General features: G+C 54.3%; 20 protein-coding genes. 12 read left to right on the top strand and 8 right to left on the bottom strand.

What is annotated here, in order from left to right:
- Positions 1–2 precede the first annotated feature (2 nt).
- Positions 3–1,463, top strand: coding sequence for an aldo/keto reductase (locus M2418_RS22030; RefSeq protein ID WP_259149115.1), 1,461 nt, complete (start codon positions 3–5; stop codon positions 1,461–1,463).
- Between the two features lie 431 nt (positions 1,464–1,894).
- Here M2418_RS22030 and M2418_RS22025 read toward each other — a convergent pair whose 3' ends face one another.
- Complete coding sequence (locus M2418_RS22025) at positions 1,895–2,377, bottom strand: MarR family winged helix-turn-helix transcriptional regulator (protein WP_192490138.1); 483 nt, start codon at positions 2,375–2,377, stop codon at positions 1,895–1,897.
- Between the two features lie 409 nt (positions 2,378–2,786).
- Here M2418_RS22025 and ehuB point away from each other — a divergent pair, with 409 nt between their 5' ends.
- From ehuB to M2418_RS22000, 5 genes are all read left to right on the top strand, one after another.
- The gene (ehuB, locus tag M2418_RS22020) at positions 2,787–3,656 is read left to right on the top strand and encodes an ectoine/hydroxyectoine ABC transporter substrate-binding protein EhuB (RefSeq protein WP_250984665.1); all 870 of its coding nucleotides are present in this window, start codon (positions 2,787–2,789) and stop codon (positions 3,654–3,656) included.
- Between the two features lie 65 nt (positions 3,657–3,721).
- Positions 3,722–4,393 carry an ectoine/hydroxyectoine ABC transporter permease subunit EhuC gene (ehuC, locus tag M2418_RS22015; protein WP_259149111.1) on the top strand — a complete coding sequence of 224 codons (672 nt, stop codon included), beginning with the start codon at positions 3,722–3,724 and terminating at the stop codon, positions 4,391–4,393.
- Positions 4,394–4,396: 3 nt separating this feature from the next.
- Entirely contained in the window at positions 4,397–5,089 is a 693-nt protein-coding gene (ehuD, locus tag M2418_RS22010; RefSeq protein ID WP_259149109.1) for an ectoine/hydroxyectoine ABC transporter permease subunit EhuD, read from the top strand.
- Positions 5,086–5,859 carry an ectoine/hydroxyectoine ABC transporter ATP-binding protein EhuA gene (gene ehuA, locus M2418_RS22005; protein WP_259149108.1) on the top strand — a complete coding sequence of 258 codons (774 nt, stop codon included), beginning with the start codon at positions 5,086–5,088 and terminating at the stop codon, positions 5,857–5,859. The genes ehuD and ehuA overlap by 4 nt, the downstream gene beginning before the upstream one ends.
- A 118-nt stretch (positions 5,860–5,977) precedes the next feature.
- Positions 5,978–8,140 (top strand): mechanosensitive ion channel domain-containing protein, encoded by a 2,163-nt coding sequence (locus M2418_RS22000; protein WP_259149106.1) that lies wholly within the window; start codon positions 5,978–5,980, stop codon positions 8,138–8,140.
- Between the two features lie 169 nt (positions 8,141–8,309).
- Here M2418_RS22000 and M2418_RS21995 read toward each other — a convergent pair whose 3' ends face one another.
- From M2418_RS21995 to M2418_RS21975, 5 genes are all read right to left on the bottom strand, one after another.
- The gene (locus M2418_RS21995; protein ID WP_259149105.1) at positions 8,310–9,020 is read right to left on the bottom strand and encodes a ribonuclease activity regulator RraA; all 711 of its coding nucleotides are present in this window, start codon (positions 9,018–9,020) and stop codon (positions 8,310–8,312) included.
- Positions 9,021–9,047: 27 nt separating this feature from the next.
- A complete protein-coding gene (gene araD / locus M2418_RS21990; RefSeq protein WP_259149104.1) occupies positions 9,048–10,784 on the bottom strand; it encodes an L-arabinonate dehydratase in 1,737 nt (578 codons plus the stop codon).
- A 48-nt stretch (positions 10,785–10,832) separates the two neighbouring features.
- On the bottom strand, positions 10,833–12,332 hold the full coding sequence (locus tag M2418_RS21985; RefSeq protein ID WP_192490131.1) for a tripartite tricarboxylate transporter permease: 1,500 nt from the start codon (positions 12,330–12,332) through the stop codon (positions 10,833–10,835).
- A gap of 38 nt (positions 12,333–12,370) precedes the next feature.
- On the bottom strand, positions 12,371–12,850 hold the full coding sequence (locus tag M2418_RS21980; protein WP_250984672.1) for a tripartite tricarboxylate transporter TctB family protein: 480 nt from the start codon (positions 12,848–12,850) through the stop codon (positions 12,371–12,373).
- Between the two features lie 67 nt (positions 12,851–12,917).
- Positions 12,918–13,898: a tripartite tricarboxylate transporter substrate binding protein gene (locus M2418_RS21975; protein ID WP_250984673.1), complete on the bottom strand. Its 981-nt coding sequence runs from the start codon at positions 13,896–13,898 to the stop codon at positions 12,918–12,920.
- A 239-nt stretch (positions 13,899–14,137) separates the two neighbouring features.
- On the opposite strand from M2418_RS21975, the gene M2418_RS21970 reads away from it, so the two are divergent.
- Positions 14,138–15,163 (top strand): LacI family DNA-binding transcriptional regulator, encoded by a 1,026-nt coding sequence (locus M2418_RS21970; RefSeq protein WP_259149101.1) that lies wholly within the window; start codon positions 14,138–14,140, stop codon positions 15,161–15,163.
- A gap of 10 nt (positions 15,164–15,173) precedes the next feature.
- Here the strand turns inward: M2418_RS21970 and M2418_RS21965 are convergent, their stop codons facing one another.
- On the bottom strand, positions 15,174–16,346 hold the full coding sequence (locus M2418_RS21965; protein WP_275643479.1) for an L-talarate/galactarate dehydratase: 1,173 nt from the start codon (positions 16,344–16,346) through the stop codon (positions 15,174–15,176).
- A gap of 114 nt (positions 16,347–16,460) precedes the next feature.
- Between M2418_RS21965 and M2418_RS21960 the strand changes: the two genes are divergently transcribed.
- Positions 16,461–17,351, top strand: a complete 891-nt coding sequence (locus M2418_RS21960; protein ID WP_259149100.1) for a LysR family transcriptional regulator — start codon at positions 16,461–16,463, stop codon at positions 17,349–17,351.
- Positions 17,352–17,923: 572 nt separating this feature from the next.
- On the opposite strand, the gene M2418_RS21955 is transcribed toward M2418_RS21960, so the two are convergent.
- The gene (locus M2418_RS21955; RefSeq protein ID WP_259149099.1) at positions 17,924–18,850 is read right to left on the bottom strand and encodes a LysR family transcriptional regulator; all 927 of its coding nucleotides are present in this window, start codon (positions 18,848–18,850) and stop codon (positions 17,924–17,926) included.
- Between the two features lie 113 nt (positions 18,851–18,963).
- On the opposite strand from M2418_RS21955, the gene M2418_RS21950 reads away from it, so the two are divergent.
- From M2418_RS21950 to M2418_RS21935, 4 genes are read left to right on the top strand one after another with little or no spacing between them, the layout of a single operon-like run.
- The gene (locus tag M2418_RS21950) at positions 18,964–20,046 is read left to right on the top strand and encodes a 4-oxalomesaconate tautomerase (protein WP_259149098.1); all 1,083 of its coding nucleotides are present in this window, start codon (positions 18,964–18,966) and stop codon (positions 20,044–20,046) included.
- Positions 20,047–20,092: 46 nt separating this feature from the next.
- The gene (locus tag M2418_RS21945; RefSeq protein WP_259149096.1) at positions 20,093–21,094 is read left to right on the top strand and encodes an ABC transporter substrate-binding protein; all 1,002 of its coding nucleotides are present in this window, start codon (positions 20,093–20,095) and stop codon (positions 21,092–21,094) included.
- A gap of 12 nt (positions 21,095–21,106) precedes the next feature.
- Positions 21,107–21,937 carry an ABC transporter ATP-binding protein gene (locus M2418_RS21940; RefSeq protein ID WP_259149094.1) on the top strand — a complete coding sequence of 277 codons (831 nt, stop codon included), beginning with the start codon at positions 21,107–21,109 and terminating at the stop codon, positions 21,935–21,937.
- Positions 21,921–22,694, top strand: coding sequence for an ABC transporter permease (locus M2418_RS21935; protein WP_259149092.1), 774 nt, complete (start codon positions 21,921–21,923; stop codon positions 22,692–22,694). The genes M2418_RS21940 and M2418_RS21935 overlap by 17 nt, the downstream gene beginning before the upstream one ends.
- The last annotated feature ends 210 nt before the right edge of the window (positions 22,695–22,904 follow it).

The raw sequence follows: 22,904 nt of genomic DNA, 5'->3' as shown, positions 1-22,904 counted from the left end.
CCATGGCAAAGCGGCCCGATCGCATCGCGATCACCAAGGACCTCTCAATCAGCCGTCTTGTCTGCGGGCTCTGGCAGGTTGCCGATATCGAAAAGAACGGCACGGTAATCGACCCGGACAAGGGCGCCGATGCACTTCAAGCCTACACGCGCGACGGCTTCGACACATTCGATATGGCAGATCATTATGGCTCGGCCGAAGTGATTACCGGACGTCTTTTGGCGCGTTATGACAGCAACGCCAGACCAGTCGCTTTTACCAAGTGGTGCCCCGAGCCCGGCCCGATGACTGCGGATGTCGTGCGACGCGGCGTTGAGGAACGCCTGAGCCGACTAGGGGTCGACAGTATCGATCTGCTTCAGTTTCACTGGTGGAGTTTTGAGCACCCCGCATGGCTCGACGCCCTTCACGAAATGCAGCGCCTTCGCGAAGAGGGCCTGATCGGCGCGTTAGGACTGACCAATTTCGACGCCGGACATCTGTCGTTGGCCTTGGCCGATGGTATCGAGATCGCCACCAATCAGGTCTCGTTCTCTCTCGTTGATCGCCGGGCGGCCGGAGCGTTGTCCGATCTCTGCGCCAAAAGCGGTGTCAAGCTGCTGGCCTATGGCACACTTTGCGGCGGTTTTCTCTCCGAAAAATGGCTCGACCGGCCCGAACCCGTCAACATCCCCGACTGGAGCCGCTCGAAGTATAAGCGCTTCATTGACACCGCCGGCGGGTGGGACGCGTTTCAAGGCATTTTGCGGGCGGCCTCCGGTATCGCGGTCAAACACAGTGTCTCGATCTCCAATGTCGCCAGCCGGTGGGTCCTCGAACATAATGCTGTCGCTGCTACCATCGTCGGCGCGCGGATCGGAGAAAACGAGCATCGTGACGATAATCTGAAGGTATTTTCCTTCGCGCTGGATGGTGAGGACCATGCGGCCCTTAACGCAGCTTTTGCAAAAACACATCCCATTCCTGGTGACTGCGGCGATGAATACCGCAAGCCACCGTTCCTAACGGCATCTGGCGATCTCAGTCACCATCTGGACGCCATCCCGTCTATCTATACCGCAGTCCCTGTCCCCGGCCGACCTGGTCGTTCCCGTGTATCGTCGGGCAGCATCTGGGAGCCCATCGCTGGATATAGCCGCGCGGTCCGGATTGGCAGTCGCATACTCGTCTCCGGCACAACAGCGACCCATGGCGCGGACCGATGTGTTGCGCCCAAAAATGCTGGCGCACAGGCCACCTACATTCTTGATAAGATCGCAGCATCCATCTCCGCGCTGGGCGGCAGTATGGAGGATGTTGTACGAACCCGAATCTACTTGCGCGATGCTAATCAGTGGGAACCAGTTTCCCGGGCTCACGGTCGTGCCTTTTCATTGGTCCTGCCGGCCAATACACTGATCGAGGCCGGCAATCTGATCGGGGATTACGAGGTTGAGATCGAGGTGGAAGCGATCTGCGACTGAAGCCGATAATAATCCCTGTCGCGCCTGGCAAAACAGTTGCATCGCGGATACCAGATGGGCGCGCCCAAGGGTTTTCTGGCTCCACCCCCGCTGATGTCAGGCCTTGCCCCTGCAGGAGCAAGGTTTAGGGTTCCAGTGGCTGCAACGAGCCTCCAACAGCAAGCGCCATCACGCCAGCACTGGCTGTCTTGACGCCTGTGTGTGTTCTCGTACTATCGGTACAGAACCATCCACAACGATGGCAACGAAGCCATGCGCGTCACGCTTCGTGACCTTTCTGCTCGCAACGTAAAAAATACGTAATTTCCAGCCTGTTGGCCGGAAGACATCTTCGCACACCTGCTCGCTACCGCGCCTGGCCGATTTTTTGTAGAGCAGACCTCATATGCGCGAGCCCACGGAACCGGGACGGGCCAATGCCGAATAGCGAATTATGGTTCGCCAGATAAATGCACCATATGGTCAAACACTGCGGCCGGATCGTCATGATCCGGGTCAAGCATATCTGCAACCCGTTCAAGCGACGCAACAAGTGTCATTTGCTCCCAATCTTTAAGCCGGGAAAAATGTTTCTGGAATTCGGCATGCACCGCATTTGGCGCTTTGGCCAAAATTTTCTGGCCATGATCTGTGATCGACAAGAGAGCTTGTCTGCGATCTCGCTCGCCGCGGCGGCGATGGATCATCCCGATGGCTTCCAGCTTTTTCAACAGAGCAGTCGCCGTTGCCTGAGTGATCCCCATGTGAGCAGCAACATAACCCGCGGTCTGTTCACCCTGCCCGTCCAACACCTGCATGAAGATAAGTTGTGACGGCGTCAGGCCCGTTTCTAGCATAAGCTCTTTTGAATTAAGCTCAGACGCGCGCAAGATTTTTCGAATTGCTGTCAGTGCAAGCTTGGTACGATCTTCCATCGTTTTTCCCTGTCGGTTCACTGCGCTGTAACTCTAGAGGGAACCAAAGACAATAGGAATGCATTTACATGCCCTCCACATCCTTAGATAGGCTAAGCATTATCGAGCATAAAATCAAAAAATAGAAACGATTGAAAATTATATACGAGGATAAAAGTCCGTCTATTCAGGCATTTAGACGATACTTTAGAGAATCGAAGTCTAATTTGCGGCTTTTTTGTGGTTGATATTTAGTTCGATTAATCTAAATAAATGGCGTGTTATCGAAAGCAGAAATCTGCTTTTTTCAGATTTTACACATTGGAACAGCCTGTCGACTACGGGCACGCGCGCACCGCGCGGGATGGAAATGCGGCGACGAAATCAGCTTTGTCACTTGTCCATCCAAGCATGAAATCAGGAGACGTGTATGACCAAATTTTCACAGCAAGTTTTGACCCTGCTGACACTAGCCGCAACGACAGCATTGGCGGCTAATCCCGGCAACGCCGCCACCCTGGAAGAGATCAAAAAAAGCGGAACCGTGCGTATCGCCGTCGCAAATGAAATTCCTTATGGCTATGTCGACCCATCAGGTGAAGCAAAAGGCGCCGGTCCAGATGTGGCAAAGGTCATCATGGAAAAGCTGGGCGTCGAAAAGATTGAATGGGTTGCCACCAACTTCTCGTCTCTTATCCCCGGCTTGCAGGCGAACCGCTTCGATATGGTCGCCGCAGAAATGGCGATCTTGCCAGACCGATGCAACCAGGTCCTTTTTTCCGATCCGAACACGTCTTACGGCGAAGGTCTTTTGGTCGCCAGTGGCAATCCAAAGAACATTCATGCTTTCGAGGACTTTGCCAAAAACGGCGATCTGAAAGTGGCAATTATGGCTGGCGCGGACCAGCTTGAGATGATGCAGAAACTTGGCGTGGACGAAGCCAATCTTGTCACCATCTCGGCCAACGCAGATGCCATATCGACTGTATCCACAGGACGCGCCGACGCATATGCCGCGACAAGTCTCACTGTCGGCAACCTGGCTGAGCAGAATAATGGCGTCGAACTTGCAGAAAACTTTACTGACCCGGTCGTTGACGGAGAGGCCGTGCGCAGCTGGGGCGGGTTTACCTTTGCAAAAGACAACGTGACATTGCGTGATGCCGTCAATCAGGCGCTTGTTGACATCAAGAACACTGAAGACTGGGCGGAGATCGTCACCTCCTATGGTTTCACTCAATCCGATCTGGATGGCTCACTCAAACGCAGCACACAGGAACTCTGCTCTGTGTCAAATTAATCCTGTTAAAGCGCCTCGGAAGCTCAACTTCCGGGGCCAAAAAATCTTAGTCTAAGGATCATTCGATGCATTGGACCGAATATTTCGGACCGCTTCTCGAGGGAGCCTGGGTTACAATTCAGTTGACCGTTTATTCCACCGTTCTGGGTGCAATCCTCGCATTTCTGGCGGGAATCGGAAAACTGAGCAGATTTGTGACCGTCAGGGTTTTATCTATTGCCTATATCGAGATATTTCGCGGCACCTCGCTCTTGGTGCAATTATTCTGGCTATATTTCGCGCTGCCGCTTGCAGGTATGGCAATCGGTATTGATTTGCGCCTGCCCCCGATACTCGCTGGTGTTCTGGCGCTCGGTTTGAACATAGGCGCCTACGGAGCCGAAGTCGTGCGTGGTGCTATCGTGGCCGTGCACCGGGATCAGCGTGAAGCTGCGCGAGCGCTCAATTTTACGCCGCGCCAGACATTATTGACAGTCATTATACCCCAGGCGCTGCCGGAAATGATGCCTTCCTTCGGAAATCTCGCAGTGCAAAACCTAAAAGACACAGCACTGGTTTCGCTCATAAGCCTCGGCGACTTGGCTTTTCGCGCCGAACAGATCCGTAATTTCACCCAGGACAGCACGACGATCTACACAATGCTTTTGTTTGCCTATTTCGGGATGGCCCTGGTCCTCACGGCGATCATGCGCAGTGTGGAACTCTATGTGAGCCGCTGGCGCACAGGAAGGAGCTGATCGATGCTCTTCGGTTATGAATGGGACCTGTCCAGTCCCTCTGCGTTTGCGGCTTCCATCCTGCCGATCTTGCTCAATGGCCTTGTGGTCACAATCCAGGCAGCTGTGTTAGGTTTTGTCGTAGCACTGGTGCTTGGTCTGGTGTGGGCAGTTCTCAAGAATGCACCGTCGCGTTTCATCTCCTGGCCCGCCAAGGCAGTTACCGAGTTCATACGCGACACGCCATTGCTCGTGCAGTTGTTCTTTCTCTACTATGTGCTGCCGGAACACGGCATAGTTCTGCCGGCATTCATGACCGGTGCCCTGGCCCTTGGCATTCAGTACAGTGCCTATACGGCCGAGGTCTATCGCGCTGGTCTGGAAGCTGTTGGCAGGGACCAGCGCGAAGCGGCGCGTGCGCTTAATCTGAGTTTCCGACGCACGTTCAGCCACATCGTATTGCCGCAAGCGGTGCCACGCATCATTCCGGCCATGGGAAACTATCTCGTTTCCATCATGAAGGACGTTCCCGTCCTCTCGGTAGTAACCGTTCTGGAAATGTTGAACGTCGCCAAAATAGTTGGAGACCGCACGTTCGACTACCTTATCCCACTGTCGATGGTCGGTCTCATTTATCTCATCATGACCATCATTGCGTCTGCCGGGGTTCGCCTTGTCGACGCCTCGCTACCCACTCGAGGAATTCCCCTGAAATGACTGATACAATCGTAAAGTTCGACAAGGTGGTAAAACGCTTCGGTGACCTCACCGTCCTCAACAAATTGGACTTTAACGTCCGCAAGGGTGAGAAAGTCTCCATCATCGGCCCTTCGGGCTCGGGCAAATCCACTGTCCTGCGAATTCTCATGACATTGGAAGGTATCAATGAGGGAAGCGTCACAGTGGATGGCGAGCCTCTGTGGCACGAACGAAATGCCAGTGGCGAACTGATCACGGCAAGCGAAGCGCACCTTCGCAAAATGCGCAGCAAACTTGGTATGGTGTTTCAGCACTTTAATCTGTTTCCCCACATGACGGTGCTGCGGAACATAACGGAGGCCCCAGTCCAGGTTCTCGGATTATCAAAAGCTGACGCCCGGTTGCGCGCAGAGGAATTGCTGGAACTTGTAGGCCTTTCTGATCAAGCCAACAAATATCCCAGCCAGCTTTCGGGAGGACAAAAGCAGCGCGTGGGAATTGCCCGCGCGCTCGCCATGCGGCCCAACATATTACTGTTTGACGAACCAACGTCAGCGCTCGATCCGGAACTTGTCGGTGAAGTTTTAAATGTAATTGGCAAGCTTGCCGATGAACATGATCTCACAATGCTGCTGGTAACTCACGAAATGCGCTTTGCGCGGGAAATCTCCGATCGCGTGTGTTTTTTCGACCGCGGGAGAATTCGAGAAGAAGGTGCACCTGAAGATATCTTCACCGATCCCACCGAGGAGCGGACAAGAGAGTTTCTCCAGGCCGTGTTGAACTAGGTTCGGCAACCCTGCCCGGCACGACACTCATCTTGTCAGCAGCGGCAGTCATGCTGTCCGGTCCGCGGCCAGCGACAATTCGAACCTTTTTATTTCAGCCCAGACTTCGAAAGCCAGCATGCGTGCATGTAATATCGTTGCCAGTTTCATTCTCTTTCTATCGATGATCCTGCTATCCGCCCCATCATTCGCCCAAAACGGAAGCGAAGCCGTTTCAAAGCAGGCCAGCAGTGTCGATGACCTGATCCGTATCCTCGAGAACGAAGAAGCGCGTCATGCACTGTTGAGCCGCCTGAAAAGTGAAGCTGCAGCCCAAGCCTCGACCACATCCGATTCCGGTGAGCCCACGATTGCTCGCCAGATTGCAGAACAAACAAAAGCGGCGGCAGAGCATATCGTCGCTGGAGGAGAGGCCGTTTGGGATGGTGTCTCCAGCATAGCGACAATTATCTCCGAACCAGACAGCATGAATTATCGCGCTCTTCAGGCGTTTGTTCTCAACGTCCTTCTGGTCGGGGCAGCGCTGTTTGCGTCTTATCTCGTGTTGCGCATGACAACTCATTTTCTACAGCACCGTTTTGCAAGCCGAGCCGATGGCAGACACTGGTCTTTGCGCGTGCTTTTCACGGCAATATCAACGCTCATCGACATTATGGCTATCGCTTTGTCTTGGGGTGCAGGCTACATTATTGCCCTTCAGGTGGTTGGCGGCGGCACGGGCCGAATGGACATCAACCAGACACTGCTTCTCAATGCATTTCTCATGGTAGAACTGCTGAAGGTCGCCATGCGGACGATGCTGCAGCCGCGCTTTCCAGCTCTTCGCCTGCCTCCTGTATGCGATACGACTGCAGCCTACTGGTATTTCTGGCTGACGCGAATAATCTCGCTCGTTGGCTATACGTTCTTGTTCGTGGCACCCGTTATCGCCTCGCTTGCCTCTGACACGGCAGCGCAAGTGGTTCGCGTCGTGGTAATGCTCACAGTTTTGCTCATCGCTGTGATCATTATTTTACAAAACCGTGACCGGGTGAAACAAACACTCTCTGCGAGAGCGGCAAGCGGTCGGGTCGACTTCATCAGTCGTAGCGGAGCTTTTTTGGCCGGCATATGGCACCTTCTTGCAATCGCTTATGTCGTCTCGGCTCTTATCGTTTGGCTCGTCAATCCGGCAATTGCGCTGCCCTTCATGGTGGCAGCAACGATTAAATCGATCCTTGCATTCATTTTTGGGGGCTTGGTGATCGCGTTCGTGGCGCGCTTTGCAAATGCTGGCCTTCGACTGCCGGACGACGTACGGCTTCGTCTGCCAATGCTTCAGGCGAGGCTACAAGCCTTCGTTCCGCTGATGATGCAGATCGTCCGCTCTCTGGTGTCGGCCGGGGTTCTGATCGCGGTGGCTCAGTCCTGGGGATTGATCGATTTTCTAGGCTGGTTGGCATCGGAGACCGGCCAACGCTTCACAACATCAACCATTGCAGCACTGGTCATCCTTTTGCTTGGCTTTCTAGCCTATTTGGCTATGTCATCATGGATCGAATACCGGCTCAATCCCGAATTTGGTTCGATACCGACAAGTCGCGAGAAGACGCTACTTTCCCTGTTTCGTAACGCCTTCAACATTGCACTTGTGATCCTGGTGACAATGCTTGCACTGGCACAAATTGGTGTGAACATCGCACCACTCTTGGCGGGCGCTGGCGTACTTGGTCTTGCCATTGGTTTCGGTGCACAGAAGCTCGTGCAGGACATAATTACTGGCGTCTTCATTCAACTTGAAAATGTCATGAACGAGGGCGATATCGTCAGCCTTGGTAACGTGACCGGCGCCGTGGAGAAGCTTACCATTCGCTCCGTTTCCATACGTTCACTGGATGGCACACTTCACCTCATTCCATTTTCCTCGGTCGACACTGTCTCCAATCTCATGAAGGATTTTGGCTATCATGTTGCGGAAATCCGTGTGGGGCTCAGGGAAGACATTGGCGCCGTCAAAAGTGCCATGCAGGAGGCCTTTGATTTGCTGATGCAGACGGAGTGGAAAGACAAGGTGATTGACGACCTGGAAATGCACGGCATCACCGCTTTCGGCGACAGCTTCATAACGGTCAGAGCACGCATCAAGACGTTGGCTGGCAGTCATTGGGGAACTGGGCGAGCCTACAACGAAATCATCAAGCAGGTTTTCGATCAGCGCGGCATCAATATCCCGTTCCCTCACATTTCCCTCGCCGTTGACGCCAGCGGTTCGGGCTACCTACCAAGTACCAACATTTCATAAGACTTCCATCACGGTCAGGACCTGACACGACCAGGCCGGGTCGTCTGCGTCGGCAGCACTTGTTAGGGACAACACAACCTCGTTGCGCCCAGTAAGTCACGCCCACGTGTTGTCCGTTCTTTGCGAGCAGTCAGAGACCAGCTCAGCCTTTGGACGTAATGGCGGCGTTTCACCTGCCATTTATTCGACGCCATTCAGCAAACAGGGCCAGGTTGCTTTCATCCGTTGCTGGATAGAGACCGATAATCGTCTGGCCTGCCTTGACCCGTTCAGTGACGAAATCCTCATAGGCCGTCATCTCGACGGCCTCGTCAGCAATTTCATCGGCGATCTCCTTGGGTATGACGATAACGCTGTCGTCATCACCCACCATGATATCCCCTGGAAAAACGGCCACGTCACCGCAGCCGATCGGCACATTGATATCAATTGCCTCATGCAGTGTCAGGTTTGTCGGGCTGGATGGACGGTTGTGATAGGCCGGGATGTCCAGTTCCCCAATCGTCATTGCATCGCGAAAGCCGCCATCTGTAACCACACCTGCGCCGCCACGTACCATCAACCTTGTAATCAGAATATCACCAGCCGAAGCCGCGCGTGGGTCTTTGCGGCTGTCCATGACCAGTACCGAACCTTCCGGGCAGGTCTCGATGGCATGGCGTTGTGGATGTTTTGGGTCGCGAAACACGGACATCGGATTACGATCTTCACGCGCCGGCATATAGCGAAGCGTGAATGCCGGGCCGACCATGTTACGTCCCTTCGCTCGCACCGGCCGCACATCCTGGATAGTCTGGTTTTTCAAGCCGCGCTTGTAGAGCGCCGAGCACAGTGTTGCGACGGATACGCCCATCAGTTTCTCACGGGTATCGGGGTTCATATTATCCTCGTTCCAAATACGTGTTACTCAATTGATGGCGGGCTCGGACACTTTTGCGCCGAACTCGGTTTTCAGAAAATCGAAATCGCAACCCTTGTCTGCCTGCTCGATGTGCTTGGTGAACATAAAGCCGTAACCGCGTTCATACCGTGGCTCAGGCGCGGCCCACGCGGCGCGGCGCGCCACAAGCTCCGCTTCTGGGACGAGCATGTTGAGACTGCGAGCGGGAATGTCGAGTTCGACAATGTCGCCGCTTTTCAACAGCGCCAGAGGACCGCCAACAAATGCTTCAGGTGAGGCATGCAACACGCAGGCGCCAAAACTCGTGCCGGACATGCGGGCATCGGAAATGCGTACCATGTCTCTCAGACCGAGTTTCAGCAGCGCCTTTGGCATGGGTATCATTCCCCATTCCGGCATGCCCGGGCCACCCTGCGGTCCGGCATTGCGCAGTACCAGAACGGTCTCAGGCGTCAACGGATAATCAGGATCATCGATGATAGCCTTCAGTTCGGGGTAGCTGTCGGCGACAAGTGCCGGCCCTTTGTGCCTGTGAAACTTAGGATCACAGGCGGCCGGCTTGATGACGGCGCCATCCGGGCACAGATTGCCCTTTAACACGGCAAGCGAACCCTCATGATAAACAGGATTTGACAGCGGCCGGATAACATCCTCATTCCAGACTTTTACCGTATCCAGCCCTTCCACCAGAGGCTTGCCCGTCACGCAGATGGCGCTCGGGTCAAGCTTGTCACCGAGTTGTTTCATCAACGCGCGAAGGCCTCCAGCATAAAAAAAGTCTTCCATCAGATAGGTCGTGCCGGATGGGCGGATATTGGCGATGACAGGTGTTGTGCGACCGATACGATCAAGATCATCCAGTTCCAGCGGAACGCCGGCACGCCTGGCCATTGCAATCAGATGAATGATCGCATTGGTCGAACAGCCTGTTGCCATGGCGACCGTCACTGAGTTGTTCACGGCCGCTGGGGTAATTATTTTGTCCGGAGTGAGGTCTTCCCACACCATGTCGACAATGCGCCGTCCGCACGCGGCAGACATGCGTTGGTGGTTGGCGTCAGCAGCTGGAATAGACGAGGCTCCGGGAAGCGTAAGTCCCATAGCCTCGGCAATCGCGGTCATCGTTGATGCCGTGCCCATTGTCATGCAGTGGCCATAGCTTCGGGCAATACCACCTTCAATGCCCTGCCATTCCTCTTGGGAAATTGTTCCGGCGCGCCGCTCATCCCAATATTTGAAACCGTCCGTGCCAGAACCCAGTGCCTTGCCTGCATAGTTACCACGCAACATCGGTCCTGCAGGCAGATAGATAAACGGAATGCCCATCGACACGGCGCCCATGACGAGACCTGGCGTGGTCTTGTCACAACCACCCATCAACACGGCGCCGTCGACCGGATGTGAACGCAGCAATTCCTCTGTCTCCATCGCAAGCATGTTGCGATAAAGCATTGTCGTCGGTTTCACGAAATTCTCCGACAATGAGAGCGCTGGCAACTCCATCGGAAAACCTCCGGATTGCAGTACGCCGCGCTTGACCCAGTCAACGCGCTCGCGGAAATGCATGTGACAGGGCTGCGCATCCGACCACGTGTTGATGATCGCGATGATTGGTCGACCTTCCCAATCTTGCGGCGCGTAACCCATCTGCATGGTGCGCGATCGGTGTCCGAACGACCGTTGGTCGTCCGGTATCATCCAGCGCGCTGAGCGCAACTCATTGTAGGTTTTCCGGTCTGCCATTTCATACTCCCGTGCCACAGGGCACCCAAGCTGGATCGATAATATCCGTTATTCAGTGAATGCCTCATCCCGCTTGCGACTAATGCTAGGCGACAATACGAGAGCAAGTACGACAACGGCAAAGACCAGCAATGACAGACTAAGAGGGCTGCGTACGAAGATGGTCGGATCACCCTGGCTGATCAGCATGGCTCGCCGCAGATTTTCTTCCAGCATCGGCCCGAGGATAAAACCCAAGAGCAATGGTGCCGGTTCAAAGCGCATCTTGCTGAGCGCAAGACCGATAACGCTGAAGGCAGCCATGACAAAGACATCAAACACACTGTTGTTGATGCTGTAGGCGCCGATACAGCAGAAACCGATAATCGCCGGAAACAGCAAGTGATACGGCACCGTCAACATGCGCACCCAAAGCCCGATCAGCGGCAGGTTCAGGATGACGAGCATAAGATTGCCCGACCACATCGAGACAATCATGCCCCAAAACAGCGCCGGTTCATCCGAGATCACATTCGGTCCGGGTGTGATACCCTGAATGATCATCGCACCAACCATCAGCGCCATGACAGGGTTTCCGGGAATGCCAAGGGTAAGCATCGGAATAAACGATGTCTGCGCACCGGCATTATTTGCAGATTCAGGGGCAGCAACGCCTTCGATTGCGCCTTTGCCGAATTCAGCTTTGTTGGGCGAAATCCGTTTCTCCACCGCATAAGAAGCAAAGGACGCAAGCATCGCGCCACCACCTGGAAGAACGCCCAGAAAAGACCCCAGTGCGGTGCCGCGCAGAACCGGCGCGCAAATCCGCCGAAAATCATCCTTCGACAGCATCAGTCCTGTGACACGTTTGACGCCGACCGAACGCTCCTGCTCATTTTCCAGATTGCGCAGGATCTCACAGATTCCAAAAATTCCCATGCTGACGGCCACGAAATTCAGGCCGTCATAAAGCTCCGGAACATTAAACACGTAGCGTGGCGTACCGCTTTCCACGTCGGTGCCGATGGTGCCGAGGACGAGACCAAACACGATCATGGCAAAGGCCTTCAGCAGTGAACCGCTCGCAAGTGCAACAGAGGCGACAAGCCCCAGCACCATCAGCGAGAAATATTCTGCGGGCCCAAATTTGAGCGCAACGGATGCCAGTGGCGGCGCGGCTACAGCAAGCAGGATGGTCGCAACCGAACCGGCAAAAAATGAACCAAGGGCTGCGGTTGCCAACGCGGCACCCGCACGGCCATTTCGTGCCATCTGATACCCGTCAATGGCGGTAACGACAGAAGAACTTTCACCTGGAAGATTGATCAGAATTGCGGTTGTCGATCCGCCATATTGCGCGCCGTAAAATATGCCCGCCAACATGATAAGCGCAGATTCCGGCGGTAAACCGAAGGTAATCGGCAACAGCATTGCAATTGTGGCAGTCGGACCAAGGCCCGGCAGCACGCCGATCGCAGTCCCGAGAAGACAGCCGATGAAACCGTAAAACAAGTTCATCGGCATGAAGGCCGTTGAGGCACCGAGCCAGAGGTTAGAGAAGATGTCCATGTGTAATCCAATCCGGTTGCGCGGCTGGCTGGCAAACCTTAGAAAAAGTCACCGATGAAAGGAATCCAAGGCCCGAAGGCACTGACGGGAAGCGACAAGAGCTTCGTAAAAAGCAGAACAGAACAGGCAGAGAGAAACAAACCAAGTAAGATGGCATGACGCCAGTTGGCATAACGACTTGCCGTGGCAACCCCGACGATGAGCAGGAACATTGTGGCGGCAAGACCTAGTCTGGCCAATAGAAGTCCGAAGCCGATGGGCGCGAGAATGACCAGAAAATAGGCCATCCAGTTCCACGCTTCAGGCCCATCATCTTCCACCTCAACTATCAGTGACTGCACAATGATCAGAGTTCCAAGGGCCATCAGCAGCAGGCTCAGCATGGTTGGGAAATAGCCAGGCCCCATCTGGAAAGAGTTGCCTACCTGTAGATCCCGCCCGAACCAAATGAACAGGAGACCGGTACAAATCATCGTTACGCCGCCGACGAAGTCGCGGCCGTTTTTTATCTTCAGCATGGCATGATACTCGCGTGTGTAAAATGTACCGGCCGGAACTGCGTTCAACTCCGGCCGGCAGATAACATCACTGCAGCGGCACGTTGGCAGCCTTGATAACCTCGGCCCATTTGACCGTTTCACTGTCGATGAAGGCCTGGAATTCAGCCGACGTATTGCCGACAGGCGTTACGCCCATGGCTTTAAGTTTCTCCTGCATCGCCGGGTCTGCAATGATCGCCTGAACTTCCTTACTCAGTTTTTCAACAATCTCAGGCGGAGTACCGGCGGGCGCAAACAGACCGTGCCATGAAGTTGCTTCAAATCCCGGAATAACGCTTGCCATTGTCGGCACATCTGGCAACAGGCTGGCTTTTTCCAGGCTTGTTACAGCGAGCGCCTTGACCTTTCCGGCTTTCACCTGCTGGGCCGCGGTCGGGATATTGTCAAACATCATGTCCACGTGACCGGCCACGACATCGAGAATGGCCTGGCTGCTGCCCTTGTACGGCACGTGGGTGATTTTAAGATCAGCCTTGGTTGCCAGAAGCTCGCCAGCCAAGTGGATGGATGTACCAACCCCGGACGATGCATATGTATGCTTTCCCGGCTCGGATTTCAGGAAAGTGATCAATTCTTCAACGGAGTTGGCTTTGATCTTGTCTGGATTGACAACCAGAACGTTGGGCAGGCTCGCAATCAGTGAAATTGGCGCAAAGCCTTTTTCCTTGTCATAAGGCAAAGATTTGTAGAGCGTCTGATTGATGGCGTTGGAGCTCACCGTACCCATGCCAATCGTATAGCCATCCGGCTTCGAACGGGCCAGATCACCAAGACCGATATTGCCACCGGCACCGGGCTTGTTTTCAACGATAAAACGTTGCCCCAGCCTCTTGTCCAGTTGCTCGGCAACCAGACGGCCAAAGGTATCTGTATTTCCGCCAGCGGCAAATGGAACGACAACCGTAACGGTCTTGGATGGATAGTCATCAGCTTGGCTCGACTGTGAGCTAGCTACAGCCAATATGGCGGTAGCGGCCGCCAACGTCATGAAACGTTTGAGGTTCATTATAATTCCTCCTCTTTTCTGGCCTCCCGCCAGCGTTACCTACCCACCCTTCGAAATCCTCCGACGAAGGAATGGAAGCGCTTTCATTATAAAATCAAAATCCTGAACTTCAACCAGCGGGGGTATTTTTTAAAGTATTTTGAATCAACGGATTAACACGTTAACTATGAGATTTTTTATATTGCCACTTGATTATACATAAAATGAAAGCGTAAATCATTTTAATGGGGACTATCACGATGACCGAACACGGCAAGACCAAAAACAATGTTGCAAACGGTCCAGTGACACTTGCCGACATCGCCAAGCTGGCAGGTGTGTCGCCAGTAACAGTTTCACGGGCTATCAACACGCCTAGCCTCGTTAAACCCCGAACGCTGGAAGCCATTGAGCGAGTGATCGCCAAAACCGGTTATGTGCCAAATCTTCTGGCCGGCGGTTTGGCGTCCAGGCGGACCCGGTTGATCGCTGCCATTGTTCCCTCGGTTGCGAGTACAATCTTTGCCGAAACCATCGAAGGTCTGAATGCGGAACTCGTCTCCGCCGGCTATCAGCTGCTTCTTGGTCTTTCCGGTTATGATGCCAGCCGGGAACTGGAACTAACCCGTGCGATCCTGGCACGACGCCCCGACGGCATCATTCTGACCGGCATCACTCACCTTAAAGAGACCCGAGCCATGCTGACGGGGGCAGGCCTGCCCATTGTCGAAATCTGGGATTCCACGCCCTCGCCACTCGATACAGCGGTTGGTTTTTCTCATGCAGCGGTCGGCGTTCTGGTGGCTGAACATTTGCTGATCAAGGGGTATGACCGTTACGCACAGGTGGGCGCCAATGATCCTCGCGCCGTCCAGCGCCGTGACGGTTTTGTTGGACGCCTCAAGGGTATTGCTGATGTCGAATTGCCCGAACTCGAAATGAACTCGCCGTCCACTTTCCGTGATGGAAGAATGGCGATGGCTCAGCTTTTGGATCGTGGAGAAGGCACGCTCGGCGTGTTCTGCTCTTCAGATGTGGTCGCTCACGGCGCGTTGGCGGAAGCCCACGCGCGCGGATGCAGCATGCCGGACAAACTTGGAATAGTCGGCTTTGGTGATTTCGATTTCGCTCCCCACACACACCCGCCACTAACCACTGTTCGCATTGATCGCCGAGAGATAGGCACCAAGGCTGCCCGCTCAATCCTCAGAAAGATCGAAGGCGACAAAGACGTGGAAGCCATGATCAATGTAGACTTCCACATCGTTGCCCGAGGAACGGCCTGACGCATCTTGGTTACGGACGTTTGCCAAATTCAGCCGTTCCGCGCGTCCAATGCCCGGACTGCTCTGAAAGAGTAATGCCCAACCCCGGTCGGGTTGGAACTAGCATACGCCCCTGTTTAATCTCCAGCCGCTCATTAAATAGCGGATCAAGCCAATCGAAATGCTCTACCCAAGGTTCCAGCTCGTAGGCTGCTGCCAGATGCAAGTGAATTTCCATAGCGAAGTGCGGAGCAAGCTGCAGTTTCTTGGCTTCCGCCAGCGCGCAAATTTTCAGGAACTGGGTGATACCACCGACACGGGGTGCGTCCGGCTGGATAAAATCCACGGCGTTGTTTTGGATAAGCGCGATGTGCTCGAGAACGCTTGCCAGCATCTCGCCTGTTGCAATGGGCGTATCGAGCTGTGCTGCGAGGGCGGCATGGCCTTCCACGTCATAGGCATCGAGCGGCTCTTCGATCCAGGTTAGGAGATAGGGCTCCATAAGGCGGCCAAAACGCATCGCGCTTGGGCGATCCCATTGTTGGTTTGCATCAACCATCATCGCTGCCCGCCCACCAATGTGCTCATGCACTGCAGCAACGCGCTTCAGATCAGCACTCATATCGGGCTGACCAACCTTGATCTTGATGCCGCCGATACCTGACGCAATTGACATTTCCACGTTGTCAATAACCTCTTCGATCGGCGACGAAAGGAAGCCGCCTGACGTATTATAGCACTGCACGGAATCACGGTGCGCTCCCAGCAACTTCGCCAGAGGCAGTCCCGCACGTTTGGCTTTGAGATCCCACAAGGCCACATCAAAGGCCGCGATGGCTTGTACGGCAAGTCCACTTCGGCCGACTGAGGCGCCTGCCCAGCAAAGCTTGTTCCACAACTTGCCAATATCATTGGGGTCCTCGCCGATCAGGACATGTGCGATTTCCTTGGCGTGCTCATATTGCCCAGGTCCGCCAGCTCGCTTTGAATAGCTGAAACCGATCCCGCTATAGCCTTGCTTCGTTTCGATTTCCGCAAACAGGAATGCTACTTCCGTCAGCGGCTTTTGTCTGCCTGTTAAAACCTTCGCGTCACTAAACGGTGTTTTCAACGGCAGGAAGATCGACGACAGCTTTATCCAGGCAATACTGTCCCCGGCCGACTGAAATCCTTGCTGACCTGTCTTTAAAGCATGCATATCCATCTAGCCGCCTCCCGATTTCGAGCTTCTGTAGAGCTGTCATGCTTGACTGATAACGCCCCAATCCATTTAAGTCCAAGTTGATTATTGTTGAATATCTATACCGGATTTGAATAGATGCTTGATTTAGGACAGGTCCGTTCATTCGTTATGGTGGCCTCTGAACTGAACTTCAGCCGTGCCGCCCGACGTCTGAACATCACACAGCCCCCGCTCAGTCGGCAGATCAAGTTGCTGGAGCAAACACTGGATGTTACACTTTTTGAAAGGACTAGCAGGCGTGTCGTCCTGACACCTGCAGGCCTGACATTTCTAGTCGAGGCCCAGAAACTCCTGGAAATCGGCAATGCCGCTGTCACGGTGACCAGAAGGGCTGCTCGCGGCAGCGCCGGATCTGTCAAGGTCGCATTTGTTGGTGCCGCCACTTACAGCTTCTTGCCGGGCTTCATCAGTCAGGCCCGCGCTCTTGCTCCCCAAATTGAACTCGAACTGGTGCAGATGGAAACCGCCGAACAGCTTCAGGCTATCAATGGCGGAGAAATTGATCTTGGCTTGTCTCGTCCACTAGCCGGCTCGCACCACCTTGAAAGTCTTTGTGTCGCGCGCGAAACCATGATGCTGGCCATTCCCCGCACCCATCCACTAGCGGCCAATCGCCGCTCGCCACTGGATGCCCTCAATGGCGAGCCCTTCATCATGTTTTCGTCTGCAGCACGTTATCTGCACGACAAACTCGCTCGGCTAATGGCGGAAAACGGCGTCACACCGCGTATCGTGCAGAATATGACACATTCGCAGGCAATTTTGTCACTGGTCAGCGCAGGTATCGGTCTGGCAATCGTACCCGCCGGCACCCAAAATGCTTGTTTCGATAATGTCGTTTTTCGTGCACTGGATCTGAAGCACGAATGTATTGCCGAGCTTCATGCCATATGGAGCCCGAGCAATCGAAACGCACTGATGTGGGACATACGCGAGATTGCCAAGACGAGCGCCGAGTTGCGGTGACAAACAGTTGCTGCGACCTAGTGCCTCGAGTTGATGACAAGGCTACCATGCGACCTTGCAACAACTCCGCCAAGCCCTGTTTTATGACCAAAGGCATCGGGCTTGCGCGGCGCAATAGCTCACAGACCTCTGTTCACAGAACGCCGAAACCTCGAATGAACACCCGCTCCCTATAACTGTCGTCGCCTCATGCGGACGAGAATCGTTCCCGCCTCGTCTTCCGCATGCCGCCGTCGATAGCTAAATGAGATCTCGGGCTGACTATTGCACTGTTGCCCAGGGCCTCGCGAGGCAGCGCAGTGCGCGCGAACGCAATTACGTCACACAAGCCGTCACGGTACGAGTGACGCTCCGATCCTTAGAACAATATCGCCTCTGGTGGTGAGCCTACAAGCGCCGTTCAACAGTTCGCCATCGGTCTTAGTGAACAAGTCAACCGACCCAGATCACTGTCCTCCTTGGTCAACGCGCGGCAGCATGTTCCGGCCAGTAATCCGACCATTCTGACACACGTTATTTTTCTGGTTCCTAAACTGCGCAGAATGGCTCTCTTGCTTCGTGACTGGAACACCTCAAACGCGGGTCTGGGAATTGCCAGAGCCGTAGTTGCCCCATGCGCCCATCAGCATTTCCAGAAATCTTTCCGCCGCAGGCGATAGTCTTGCGCCGCGACGTCGGACCACGCCGATCATGCGCGAGATTTCAGGGTTGCCGATGGGACGCGTTACCAGGAATGGATGTTCACCTTGAGGCGTCGCCATCTGCGGCAGTACCGAAATTCCAAGTCCAGCTTCAACCAGTCCTAGCGATGTAGAAAGATGAGTGACTTCGTAAAACCAGCGCAACTTGATGTTTGATTTGGCAAGTGCCGCATCAAGTAGTGTTCTATTGCCACTTGAGCGATGCACAGTAATGAGCGGGTACGGCTCAAGTTCTGCCCAGCCAACCTGGCTCCTTTCCGCAAGGGGATGATCTTTGCGTGCTGCAAGGACAAAAGGATCTTCCGCAAGCCGATCAAACGTCAGATCCGGATCTGATGTGCCCATGATGTTTATGCCGAATTCGACCTCGCCACGGGAAACAGCCTGTAGGCCCTCCGTTGCAGGCAGGTCCAGAATGCGGAAACGTATGTTCGGATACTCCTGATTGAACTGTTTGATAACAGTCGGGAGGAAATAAAACGCGGCGGTCGGAAGGCAGGCGATCGTTACCAACCCACCGCGGTTAACCCCAACATCGCGGACAACGAACAGGGATCCGTCGAACTCCTCCAGCATTCTGCGCACCAGCGGAATGAGTTCTGCCCCCAACGCAGTGAGACTTACGTGCCGAGTGGTGCGCTCAAGCAAAGGCGCGCCAATTGCCATTTCCAATTTCTGTATTCGCCTGCTTAGCGCAGGCTGAGAAAGATTTAGCGTCTCGGCAGCACGATGAAAACTCTCCAGTTCGATAACACTCAGGAATGCCCTGAGATCAAGTATTTCACAATTAATGCTCATGGCGCATCAATACTCCGAATCTTCGCATTTCACATATCAATCGAATTACCACAAAGTGCAATAAATCCATTGATTGATACTCATTACACATGAGTGGAGGCGAAAGCACAAGCATGAATGATTTGATCTCTATCCCCTGTGTGTTGATGCGCGGCGGAACGTCGAAAGGTCCATTCTTTCTGGCTTCCGATCTTCCAGCTGACAAGAATGAACGCGATCAGATCTTGCTGTCCGTTATGGGATCAGGCCACCCGCTACAGATAGACGGCATTGGTGGCGGCAATCCCGTGACCAGCAAAGTGGCAATCATCGGCCCGTCCAGCATTCCGGGTGCAGATATAGACTATTTGTTTGCCCAGGTTCGCATCGATCAGCAAATGGTGGATACAGCGCCAAATTGCGGCAATATGCTCGCCGCTGTCGGGCCATTCGCCATCGAAGCCGGTTTGATGAAGCCCCAGGGTGCTACGACGGTTGTCCGTATTCATAACGTCAATACCGGAAAGCTCATTGAGGCAGAAGTTCCAACCCCCAATGACGAGGTATCCTATCTTGGTGATGCCAGCATTGATGGCGTACCTGGAAAGGCTGCCCCTATCGCCCTGACGTTTATGGATGCCGCGGGAGCGAGAACGGGCAAATTGTTCCCCACTGGCAAATCCCATGAGACGATTGAAGACGTCGCCGTAACCTGTATCGACTGTGCCATGCCAATGGTGTTGATGGAGGCTGAAGCTCTTGGCGTCAGCGGTTATGAAAGCGCTGCAGAGCTTAACAGTAACACTCCCCTGCTTGCCCGGCTGGAAGCTTTAAGACTGGAAGCAGGTAGGCGTATGGGCATGGGTGACGTCACCAATCAGGTCACCCCAAAGCCTGTCCTGATTAGCAAGGCGGCAAAAGGCGGTGATCTCAATGTGCGGTATTTCATGCCACACGAGTGCCATCCGTCGCTCGCGACAACCGGCGCTGTTGGCATAGCCACGGCCAGCATCACCCCCGATACGATCGTCTCGAACCTGGTTGGCCTTCGCACACCAACCGTCGTTTTGTCGATCGAACACCCAGATGGCCACCTTGATGTCAAGCTTCAGGAGCGCGACGGAAAGGTGACCGCTGGAATCCTTCGAACGGCACGCAGGCTCTTCGAAGGGCACGTCTTTGCAAAGCCTATCAAACAACTTGTTTGCGCGGCATAATTCTCGTGGTTGCCGGGAGGGCGCCACGTAAACCGGAGGAAAATCAATGCGTAAATTCATGCTCGCCCTAGCTGCAACCGTAGCGTTTGCCGGAACAGCCTTGGCTGAACCGGTCCGCATCAGCGTAGGATCTTACAATCTTAACAATCTGCCATTTCCCGTAGCGCAGGGCTTGGGCCTCTACGAGAAGGAAGGCCTTGACGTCACCGTTGAAAACTTTGCGTCTGGTGGTTCCAAAACCCTGCAGGCTCTCGTGGCCGGTTCGACAGATATCGCTGTCGGCTTCTATGATCATACAATCCAAATGCAGTCACAGAACAAGGCAGTTGTCGGCTTTGTTGTGCTGGCCCGCAACTCCGGCCTCGTTCTGGCAGGTGGAAACAATTCGACATTCGACCCTGCAAAGCCTGAGACCATCAAAGGAGCGCAAGTCGGCATCACCTCACCGGGCTCCTCGTCGGATTTCTTCGTGAGATACTATTTGCAGCGCCACAATCTGTCGGCAAATGATGTTGCGTTGATCGGCGTTGGCTCGGGATCCGCTGCCGTTGCCGCACTCGAGCAGGGTAAAATTGATCTCCTTGTCAACTATGACCCGGCTGCGACATTTATCGAAGCCAAAGGTGTTGGAAAAATCCTGATCGATGCGCGAAGCGACGATGGCGCCAAGGAAATTTATGGCGGCATTTATCCGACATCGGTTCTTTATGCCACGCAGGATTACATCGATGGCAATCCCGAGACCATTCAAAAAGTGACCAACGCCACTATAGCCGCACTGGAATGGATGAACGCGCATTCGGCTGAGGAAATCGTCGAAAAACTGCCTAAGGAATTCATCTCCGGCGACCGCGAGACCTACATCAAGGCTGTCCAGAACGCCAAGGCAATTTTCTCGACAGACGGAAAGTTCAACGAAGAGGATATCAAGACGCCACTCGCTGTACTGAAAAGCTTCAACGAGAAAGTGGCATCAACCGAAATAGACCTTTCGAAGACCTATACAAACAGCTTCGTCGGCAAAGCGCCGCACGCTGCTGCTAACTGACAGGAGGAGGCAATGTCATTGGCCGTAGTCAAACCCACGCCCCAGGATGGTGCAACAGACAGCAGGAAGGCGATGGTGTCTATTGACGCCGTCACCATGTCATTCGGCTCGTTCGTGGCTGTAGAAAATATCAATCTGACGGTCGCGGATGGCGAGTTTCTTGCCATCGTTGGCCCAACCGGCTGCGGAAAGAGCACCATTCTCAATGCTATCGCCGGGCTTTTGAAGCCGTCGCATGGTGCCGTTTCAATCGATGGCAAGGCGGTCAACGGAGTGAACGATGACATCGGCTATCTGTTTCAGCAGGACGCTCTGCTACCGTGGAAAACCGCACTCGAAAACGTAGAGCTTGGTCCCATGTTCAAGGGCGTCTCAGCAGCGGAGCGCCGTACAAGTGCTCTTGCCTGGCTGGCGAAGGTTGGCCTCAAGGGGTTCGAGCATCGGTATCCGCATCAGCTTTCCGGCGGACAGCGTAAACGTGTCCAGATGGCGCAGGCTCTGATTACCGGTCCAAAAGTTATCCTGATGGATGAACCGTTTTCTGCGCTGGATATCCATACACGCCATCTCATGCAAAACGAGCTGTTGCGGCTCTGGCAGGAAGAGCGCCGTGCTGTCGTGATGATCACTCACGATCTTGAAGAGGCCATCGCGCTCGGCGACCGCGTTGTCGTGTTGGCGGCAGGCCCTCGCAGCCGTGTGATCGACAGCTTCCCTGTTGATCTGGACCGCCCGAGAGATGTGGCGGAAATCAAGCTCGATCCACGCTTCATGGATCTGTATCGCAACATTTGGGCGTCGCTGCGCGGCGAAGTGGAGAAAAGCTATGAACGCCACGACTGAACGTCTCATTCAGGTTGGACTGCTCGTTTTCATTCTCGGCGGCTGGCAGCTCGGCACCTCGCTGGGTGTCATCGATGTGTTCTTTTTCCCGGCTCCGGTTGACATTCTCAACCAGGTTGTAACGTGGATTACCGACACTGGCTTTTATCGCCATGTCACCATTACCCTTACCGAAACCGTACTCGGTTATCTGATCGGCACAGGTCTCGGAGTTGCCGCGGGTGTATGGCTCGGTCTGAGCCGCAGCGCGTCGCGCATTCTTGATCCATTCATCAAGGGCCTGAACGCTATTCCGCGTGTAGTGCTGGCGCCGATCTTCGTTCTTTGGTTGGGTCTTGGCCTTTGGTCGAAAGTCGCACTTGCCGTCACGCTGGTGTTCTTCGTCACCTTCTTCAACGCCATGCAGGGTGTTCGTGAAGTCAATCCGGTTGTGCTTTCCAACGCTCGTATTCTTGGTGCAAAGCGCTCGGACCTGCTGCGCCATGTATATTTCCCGGCGGCCGCCAGCTGGATTTTGTCCTCGCTGCGTACGTCGGTTGGTTTTGCCGTTGTTGGCGCAATCATCGGCGAATATCTTGGCTCCTCCGCTGGCCTTGGCTACCTCATTGCACAGGCAGAAGGCAATTTCGACGCAGTCGGTGTATTCGCAGGCATTCTGATCCTCGCCATCTTCGTGTTGATTATCGACAGCATCCTTGATGTCGTTGAGAAGCGCCTGATAAAATGGCGTCCAGGCGGGAACGAGCGGACAGCCTGAACCTTTATCAACCACGATCAACAATCGGACGCGTTGTCAAAGAGACAGCGGGTCCGATTTTCCGCTACTATCGATCCGTTTACGCCCATCGACCTAAAGGCTGCAATACATGTCCAAATCTCTTGACAGTTTCCAATGTCGTTCCGTTCTTACCGTCGATGGTAAGGACTATGTTTATTACAGCCTGCCGAAAGCTGAAGCCAATGGCTT

Source organism: Rhizobium sp. BIGb0125, assembly GCF_024810055.1.
In the GTDB taxonomy this organism is placed as follows: Bacteria; Pseudomonadota; Alphaproteobacteria; order Rhizobiales; family Rhizobiaceae; genus Agrobacterium.
Note: the sequence above shows the minus strand (reverse complement) of the source record. Positions and strands in the feature narration are given on the sequence as shown.